Source organism: Mycobacterium attenuatum (genome assembly GCF_900566085.1).
Classification (GTDB): domain Bacteria; phylum Actinomycetota; class Actinomycetes; order Mycobacteriales; family Mycobacteriaceae; genus Mycobacterium; species Mycobacterium attenuatum.
Window position 1 is genome coordinate 83,178 of record NZ_UPHT01000148.1, and the last position, 7,818, is coordinate 90,995.

Here is a 7,818-nt window from a genome sequence, read left to right on the forward strand (position 1 = left end):
TCAGGCCGTCCGTTGCGCGACCGGCATCAAAGTTGGGAGCCGGTTTCGATCTGCTCGAAAATCTTGGAGAACTCGAAGGGGGTTTGCGCCACTCCGCTGCCGTCGACGGCATCGACCGCGCCCAATGTGCCTGTGGTGTCGCGAGGGAGCTCCCACATGGACAACTCGCCGATGTGGTTTTGTATAGCGAACGTGGTCAGCTGTTGGGCGTCGGCGAGGGTGAAGATCTCGCTCGGGTCGTCGTTGATTCCGATGAGGGGCGTCACCCCGAGCATCGACCACGCCTGCTCGCTGGTCAGCGATGGATACAGCGTCATCAACTGACCGTGGGTCGCCGTCGCCGCGTCGATCGCGTACGTGCCCATGCCCGGGTTTCCGGGCTGATCGAAACCGGGGCCGTAATCCATGGCCATGATGTTCACCCGGGAGATGTTGACACCATTGGCCGTAGCGATTTGGAGCACGTTCAGTCCGCCCCCCTGACCCGGCACCAGCCCGGTCGGCAGCGCCGGAAGGGTGTAGGAGACGGTCACTGGTGTGCCGTTGGCCGCCTCCTGCTGCTGCAGCATGGCGATGGCTTTCGCTTGTGTCGCCAGCGCCTGGGTGTTGCCCTGCAACGCGCCTTCGACGTCGAAGTCGAGGTGATAGATCTTGTAGGTATTCACCACCGACAGGTACTGCTGCTCCAGCGCTGTGGGGGTCTGACCGCTGACGGCCGAAAGGTCGGTGCCGGCCGCGCCGCCGAAGGAGATGGTCGCATTGATGCCCGCGCTGTGCATGTTGGCGATCTGGTTGTTGATGAACGAGCTCTGGGAGCCGCCAGTGACATCGAGCGCCGAATATCCTCCCCAGGCCGCTTGACCATTCGGGTCGGCGGTGATGAAGGCCAACGTGGCGTTCTTGACTCCCGCCCGGGCGGCGGAGGAAAAGTCGTAGCCGTTAGGTCCGGGATACAGCGTGATGTCGACGTAAGGCGAGTACTGACCCGACGTCGGGCCGCCGGTGCCCGTCCCACCCGTTCCCGTGCCACCGGTGCCGGTGCCGCCGGTGCCGGTGCCGCCGGTGCCAGTGCCGGTGCCGCCGGTGCCCGTCCCACCCGTTCCCGTACCACCGGTGCCGGTGCCGCCGGTGCCGGTCCCGGTGCCCGCGGTGACCGGTTGTCCGTTGATCAACAAGTTGGTCGGCGGGGAGTAGGTGCCGGTCTGGGTTGCTTGGAAGCCGACTGTGACCGAACTGCCTGGTGCAATCGTTTGATTCCACGACGCCGGCGTAATCAGGTATTGCGTGCCGGACTGGGCAACCTGCCCGTTCCACACACCTGTCACGGATTCGTTTGCCGGCAGATCGAATTGGAGCTGCCAGTTGGTCAGCGACGTTGCGCCCGAATTGGTGATGGTGTAGCTGCCGGTGAAGCCGTTGTCCCATTGCGGCCCCGCGTTGTATGTCGCCGTTATCGCGGTGCTCGTACCAGTGCCGGTGCCGGTGCCGGTGCCGGTGCCGGTGCCGCCGCCGGTGCCGGTGGTATCGCTGCCGGTGATACCCCCGCCGGTGCCGGTGCCGGTGCCCGTGCTCGTGCCGTCAGCACCGTTGGCACCCGGATGGCCCCACAATGGCGCGCCTTGCCCGCCGGCCCCACCCGCGCCGCCGTTGATGCCCATGCCGCCGTTACCGCCGTTACCGCCGTTGCCGTACCACAGCCCGCCGTGGCCGCCGGCACCGCCGGCCCCGCCGTTTCCGGCCGGCACCCCGGCAGCGTCGAGCAGGGCATTCCCGCCAGCGCCGCCCTGACCACCGTTGCCGAACATCCCGGCGTCACCGCCCCGGCCGCCCTGCTGTCCCGGAGCGCCGGACCCGCCGTTGCCGCCATTGCCGAATAGCAGCCCGCCAGGCCCGCCGCTCTTTCCGCTCCCCGGCGCCGCGTCGGTGCCATTGCCGATCAGCGGTCGATTCACCAATGCGAGGGCCGGCGCGTTGATCAGACCTAGAAGGTCCTGCCTGATGGTCTGCACTATCGAGGCATTGACCGCCTCGGCGATCGCGTACGAATTTCCCGCGCCACTCAGGGCGTGCAGCATCTTCTGGTACAACGCCCCCGCCTCAGCGCTGAGCGACTGATAGTCCCTGGCGTAGCCGGCGAATAGCGACGCGATGGCCGCCGACACCTCGTCACCACCGGCGGCCAGTATCGTGGTGGTCGAACCCGCTGCCGCGGTATTGGCTGCGCTCACTGTCGAACCGATGCCGGCCAGATCCCGGGCCGCTGAGGAAATGAACTCCGGTACTGCAATCACGAATGTCACGGGGCCACCTGCTTTTCATAGGCTCGGCTATCAGCGGACCTGTCAGAAGCTCTCCGGCGTGGGGACACTCCTTAGGGCGGCGCGATGCAAAAGAGATCTGGCCGTTATTGAACTGTGATCTTCGTAAGCATCATCATGCACTTCCACGTGCAGCGGGTCAATATCGTTATGCCACTTGTGTCTACTTGCCGCTTCTCGCCAACGTTGGATGAATGTGCGGTTTTAGAAGCACTTTCCGATTTGCGCGCAGCGACGAGGTGGGCCACAACTGCAACTTTTCCATCAGCCACATCACTCACCGCGTTGTGGGATGTTGGCCGGCCCGCCTGCCAGCGACAAATCCGTTGTGCGCCTCCGATTGTGGCGGCAATCGCCGGCCATGACTCACGTTTCGGGGGCTGGCATGACCGAGGATTTGGCGTCAGTTTTTTGTGTGCGGTGTCGCCGGTGAACGCTGAAGCCGGACGATCGCCGCTCAGCTGACCCGCCGGGCAGGCGTAGCCGCGTCAGCATCGCCGAGGTGGCCGGCAGATACGTCGCAAGAGCGCTATCACCGGTGATAGCGCTTTTGCCAGTCGCCTCATGGGTCAGCCGCCGACCAACTACCGGCCTAGTTCCTAGTCCTAGTGGAGCGTCATGCCGACCAGATAGCTGCCAAGCAAGCCGGCGCCGACCAGCAGCACGCATGCGTCCGTCAGGCGGCGCAGCACGGCAGGAGACTGCCTGACTTCCATGAACTCACGAAAGATGATGCGCACCTTAATGAGTGCGATCACGATCACGCTCGACGTGACCGCCGCACTAGACCTCGGCGCTCCATCGACAGAGTGGTCAAGCCACAGATAGGACAGCGTCAACGCTGCCAGCACCGCCCAGACTGCCGGCAGGCGTTTGTTGAACTTCATCTCCGATCACCTCACCACGTATAGCAGCGCGAAGATGAGCACCCAGAGGAAGTCGACGGTGTGCCAATAGGTGGCGCAGGTCTCGACGAGCTGCTGAGATCGCGAAGTTCGTGTCCCGTCCCAAAGTTGTTGGACTACAACTCCGATGACGACAAACCCGATCAACAGGTGCACGAAGTGTATCCCGGTGAGAAAGAAGTAATAGGTGAAGAAGTCGTTGCTGGTAAAGGAATTGCCGCTGCGGATCTGGCTGGCCCATTCGAAAACCTTGGTACCGAGAAACACCAGACCGAAGAACGCGGTGAGAAAGGCATCATTGAGCGCCGCTCGGTAGGCGTGCACGCGGGCCGACTGTACGCAGCGTGCCGCCGACCATGAGCTCAGCAACAGAATCAGCGTGTTGAACACCCCGATGCGCAAGTCCAGTTGCGCCTGCGAACGCGGGAAGAGCTCGGGACTTTGCGTGCGGTAGAACAGATAGAATGCGAAATACCCTGTGAAGACCAGGGTTTCGAACAACACGAAGGCCCACATGTCTGGTTCTCCGGGCACGGACCTGGCCGGCTTGTCCGCACCGGCGGTCATGATGCCGCTGCCCGGGGAGAAACCGGCTCGGGCAACGTTCCGGTAGCACGGTCCTCGCGCTGGATCATCCGCCGCAGCAAGAAGATGAAAGCCCCTGTGTAGATACAGAATACGACCATGTCGAGCCACCAAGCGATCTGTCCATTCCAGGCCAGGACACCCCGGCGGAAGATCCATGCCGGCGAGACCACGATCTCGGTGAGCGCGTTGCAGAGGTTCAAGTACCCGAACCACTTTGGGAAGACCTGGTTCTTGTCGATCAAGATCGCCACCATCCAGACCAGCGAGCCGATCAGGAAGACCCCCATTGTTCCGATGAACGACAGGAAACCGAAGTCGTAGAGCCAGCTGATCAGTTCGGGATCGCGGCCTGGGCGCATCGCCGCGGCGGTCAGCACGATGCACATCAGCAACATGCCCGGAACCGCGGCGAGCGAATACAACACCAGGTACGAATACGCGAATGCGGGGCTGACCGACATGCGCCGCATGGAATAGGCGATGAGCGCGTTGCTCATCGTCGTCATGCCGGTGATGACGAACATGATGGCGAAGCCGATGAGTATCCCAAAGCGGTTGTCCTGGAACCACTGCACGACCCGCGGTGTGTCCCACGCGGGGTCGGGCGGGGGCTGGGTGCGGGTCAGCACGAAGAACACCACGGCGAACAAATTGTAGAAAGCGACGAGCGTCCACCAGGCCAACCAGAGCTCGCGCCTGCGGTTAGTCGAGCCTGCACTCATGCGTCGACCGATTCTTCGGCGCGCTCCCGGCGAACGGCCCGGCCCAGGACGACGGCCGACACCACAATCCACCCCGCTATGGCGATGTTCTTCAGCCAGAATGACAACACGCCATCCCACGCCAGGGGGCCCGACAGCGTCAGCCCCGCGAAGGCCGCCGGGACCAGCGCGGCGGCGACAAGCACATTGAAATGGGCCACCCATCGGCTGAACACGGGGTGCGACGGATCGTCGAAGTAAATCGCCAGGGCCAGAATCACGCTCTGCCCGATGAGGAATGGAACTTGTGTGGTGAAGGTGAGCCAGGCCAGGTCGTTGAACATCTGCGTCAGCTCGGGGTTGCGCTCCGGGCGAAAGGCGGCCAGCAGCCAGCAGATGTTGGCGATGAGAAACAGGGTCGGACCGCCGGCCACGCAACCGAGCATGCAGTAGGAAAAGATCGGTGTGCGGTGAGCCATCCGGCGAATCTGCATCACCAGCAGCATCAGGACCAGGATCAGGCCCACGCAGAACCAATTGAACAGGATCATGCTGTAACGGACACCCGATTGGTTTTCCCGATAGAACACGGCCACCTGCTCAGCCGGCATCCTGGGGGACATCGGTGGCGTGAAGCCGGGAAACAACAGGAACGCCGACACCCAGATGATCGCCACGACGGGCAGCGTCCACAACAGGATGAGTTCACCGTCGACGCGCCGTGACGCGGCCGGCGGGGCTGTCCGGTGCTCGCCGATGTCGGACATCGGGGATTCCTTTCGGTCCGCGGGTCCTGGGGCGATCGCATGGTGCGGCTAGTCAGCGAAGCTAGCCGCTCGGCTAGCTGCGGTCAATAGCCGATCGGCTAGGCTCTCGGTGTGGTGTCCACGCCATCCCCCGGCCAGTTCCGCTTCATTACGCGCAGCGCTGCGCAAACGCGCATTCTGGATGCGGCACTGCAGCTGATCGCCGAGCACGGCGTGGGCGGCACCTCGCTGCAGATGATCGCCGATGCCATCGGCGTCACCAAAGCGGCGGTGTACCACCAGTTCAAGTCCAAAGAGCAGATCGTCATCGCACTCACCGAACGTGAACTCGGCGGTCTGGAAGAGGCGCTGGAGGCCGCCGAAGCCCAGGCCCGCCAACCGGGGGCGCGCGAGCTGCTGCTGGATCGGGTGATCGATGTGGCGGTCGAACGCCGGGGCGCGGCGAGCACGCTGCAGTTCGACCCGGTAATCGTGCGGCTACTGGCCCAGCACCAACCCTTTCAGCAATTCATCGCCCGGCTCTACGGCGTGCTCGTCGACGACGCCGCCGAGGACGCGCGGGTGTCGGCGGCGATGCTCTCGGGAGCGATTGCCGTCGGCGTGATGCACCCGTTGGTCGCCGAAATCGACGACGAGTCACTGCGTTCGCACTTGCGCCGCATCACCCGCCGGCTCATCGGCGCACGCGACTGCTTCGATCCCGCCGAGGCGGGGTGAGAGGTAGCTCGATCGGCTGATCCGTCGGCGTGAGCTTAAGCGTTGTGGGACAAGGACTTTCGCGGTTCAACATCAGCAACCAATCAGCCCGGGCGAAAACCGTGACCGGCGCTTCGCGCTCGAAAGCCTGGTGTTGATAAATATGGTGTATCGCACGATAGATATTATCAGTTTGATATCTACAATCGCCGCGGCGATAGTTTCTCTCAGCTCGATCGACATCCTAGCGTAAGCGGCAAACTTATGGACGCTTGAGCCAAGTCTGACCGATCGCTAGCAGTATGGTTCGCGCCATTCGTATCGGCCAAACAGAAGATTTGTTATCAGAATGAGTGCTCGCGCTTTCAAGGTTTCACATCTGGATTCCCGATTCGCGAAACGCTATAGCGCCGGCGTAGCAATCACTCGGCGCCGTCGAAGTGGAGCCCATTTGCTTTCGCCGCCGATGATGCTGGTGTCAGGCGCACGCGGGGCTACCGCCGGATTGGGCGGCGCAGTCGCCGGTCTGGGCGCCACCGGTTTGCCGTTGTCGGTATCGCCACTTGCTGGCGGTGCTAGGTCCGCCATGGCGCCGCCCAGGGTCGGCAAGTGCGGCCCGCGACCGTCAACGGTGCCCGAAAAGAACTTTGGCAAATATGAAGAGGATGCGCTGTGTCATTTGTGACCATAACGCCCCAGGCGCTGGAAAACGCTGCCACAGATTTGGCCGGCATCGGTTCGGCTTTTAGCGAGGCAACCGCAGCCGCCGCCATTCCGACCACGGGGCTACTACCCGCAGGCGCCGATGCAGTATCGGCAAAGATCGCCGGTTTGCTGATTACCCACGGCCAGACCTGGCAAGCATTCAGTCGAGACTATGGGTGGCTGCACCAGCAGTTTGTCAACCTCCTCAACGGCAGCGCCGAGAAGTACTGGACCACCGAGATCGAAAATGCAGCGCAGAATGCGGTCAAGACGGCAAATGCCGACAGCGAGTGGCTCGTCGGACGCCCAATGATCGGCAATGGAGCAAACGGCGCCGCGGGCACCGGCCAAGACGGCGGGGCCGGTGGATGGTTAATCGGCAACGGCGGCAACGGCGGATCCGGGGCCGCAGGCCAAAACGGCGGAAACGGCGGTGCGGCAGGGTTTTTCGGCGATGGCGGCAACGGCGGCGCGGGCGGAGCAGGCGCCAACGGCGGTGTCGGCGGCCAAGGCGGGCTGCTGTTCGGCAACGGCGGCGCGGGCGGAGCAGGCGGAGCCGGGTCTGCGCCCGGCAGTAACGGCGGGGCCGGTGGCAACGGCGGAGCAGCCGGGCTATTCGGCGACGGCGGCAATGGCGGGGCCGGCGGAGCCGGTAGCCCGGGTGAAGGCAATACCGTTGGTGGGTCCGGCGGAACCGGTGGGGCCGGCGGGGCCGGAGGACTGTTGTGCGGCAACGGCGGAGCCGGTGGATCCGGCGGGGCTGGCGGTCACGGTGCAGACGTCTACGGCGGTGGAAACAGCACATCCGGCGGGACGGGCGGAGCCGGCGGGGCGGGAGGAAATGGCGGACTGATTGGTAACGGTGGCGACGGCGGTGCTGGCGGAGCCGGCGGACGCGGCGGCAATTCAAACTGGTCCGGTGGGGACGGCGGGGCCGGCGGGAACGGCGGGATCGGTGGATCCGGAGGGCTGATTGGGAACGGCGGCAACGGCGGCTCCGGCGGTGCTGGTGGCGCCGGCGGCTCGTGCGGTACCGGAAACGGAGGCAACGGTGGCGCCGCGGGGAACGGCGCACACGGCGGGAACGCCGGACTCTTATACGGAAACGGTGGGGCCGGCGGGGCCGGCGGCACTGGTG

General features: G+C 64.3%; 7 protein-coding genes. 2 read left to right on the forward strand and 5 right to left on the reverse strand.

The features are described from left to right. Positions 1–26 precede the first annotated feature (26 nt). The 5 genes from EET13_RS23665 to EET13_RS23690 all read right to left on the reverse strand — a co-directional run bounded on the left by EET13_RS23665 (position 27) and on the right by EET13_RS23690 (position 5,279). Complete coding sequence (locus EET13_RS23665) at positions 27–2,300, reverse strand: cellulose binding domain-containing protein (RefSeq protein WP_168991324.1); 2,274 nt, start codon at positions 2,298–2,300, stop codon at positions 27–29. A 623-nt stretch (positions 2,301–2,923) separates the two neighbouring features. Continuing rightward, positions 2,924–3,205: a cytochrome C oxidase subunit IV family protein gene (locus tag EET13_RS23675; protein ID WP_122444543.1), complete on the reverse strand. Its 282-nt coding sequence runs from the start codon at positions 3,203–3,205 to the stop codon at positions 2,924–2,926. A 6-nt stretch (positions 3,206–3,211) separates the two neighbouring features. Continuing rightward, the gene (locus EET13_RS23680; RefSeq protein WP_122444544.1) at positions 3,212–3,790 is read right to left on the reverse strand and encodes a cytochrome c oxidase subunit 3; all 579 of its coding nucleotides are present in this window, start codon (positions 3,788–3,790) and stop codon (positions 3,212–3,214) included. Further along, on the reverse strand, positions 3,787–4,533 hold the full coding sequence (locus EET13_RS23685) for a hypothetical protein (protein WP_122444545.1): 747 nt from the start codon (positions 4,531–4,533) through the stop codon (positions 3,787–3,789). The genes EET13_RS23680 and EET13_RS23685 overlap by 4 nt, the downstream gene beginning before the upstream one ends. Then, positions 4,530–5,279: a hypothetical protein gene (locus EET13_RS23690; protein WP_122444546.1), complete on the reverse strand. Its 750-nt coding sequence runs from the start codon at positions 5,277–5,279 to the stop codon at positions 4,530–4,532. The genes EET13_RS23685 and EET13_RS23690 overlap by 4 nt, the downstream gene beginning before the upstream one ends. A gap of 111 nt (positions 5,280–5,390) precedes the next feature. Between EET13_RS23690 and EET13_RS23695 the strand changes: the two genes are divergently transcribed. Both EET13_RS23695 and EET13_RS23705 read left to right on the forward strand, forming a co-directional pair. Next, positions 5,391–5,996, forward strand: a complete 606-nt coding sequence (locus tag EET13_RS23695; protein WP_122444547.1) for a TetR/AcrR family transcriptional regulator — start codon at positions 5,391–5,393, stop codon at positions 5,994–5,996. Positions 5,997–6,647: 651 nt separating this feature from the next. Continuing rightward, positions 6,648–7,818 (forward strand): PE family protein (locus EET13_RS23705; protein ID WP_136623238.1); only part of this gene is annotated, 1,171 nt, incomplete at its 3' end.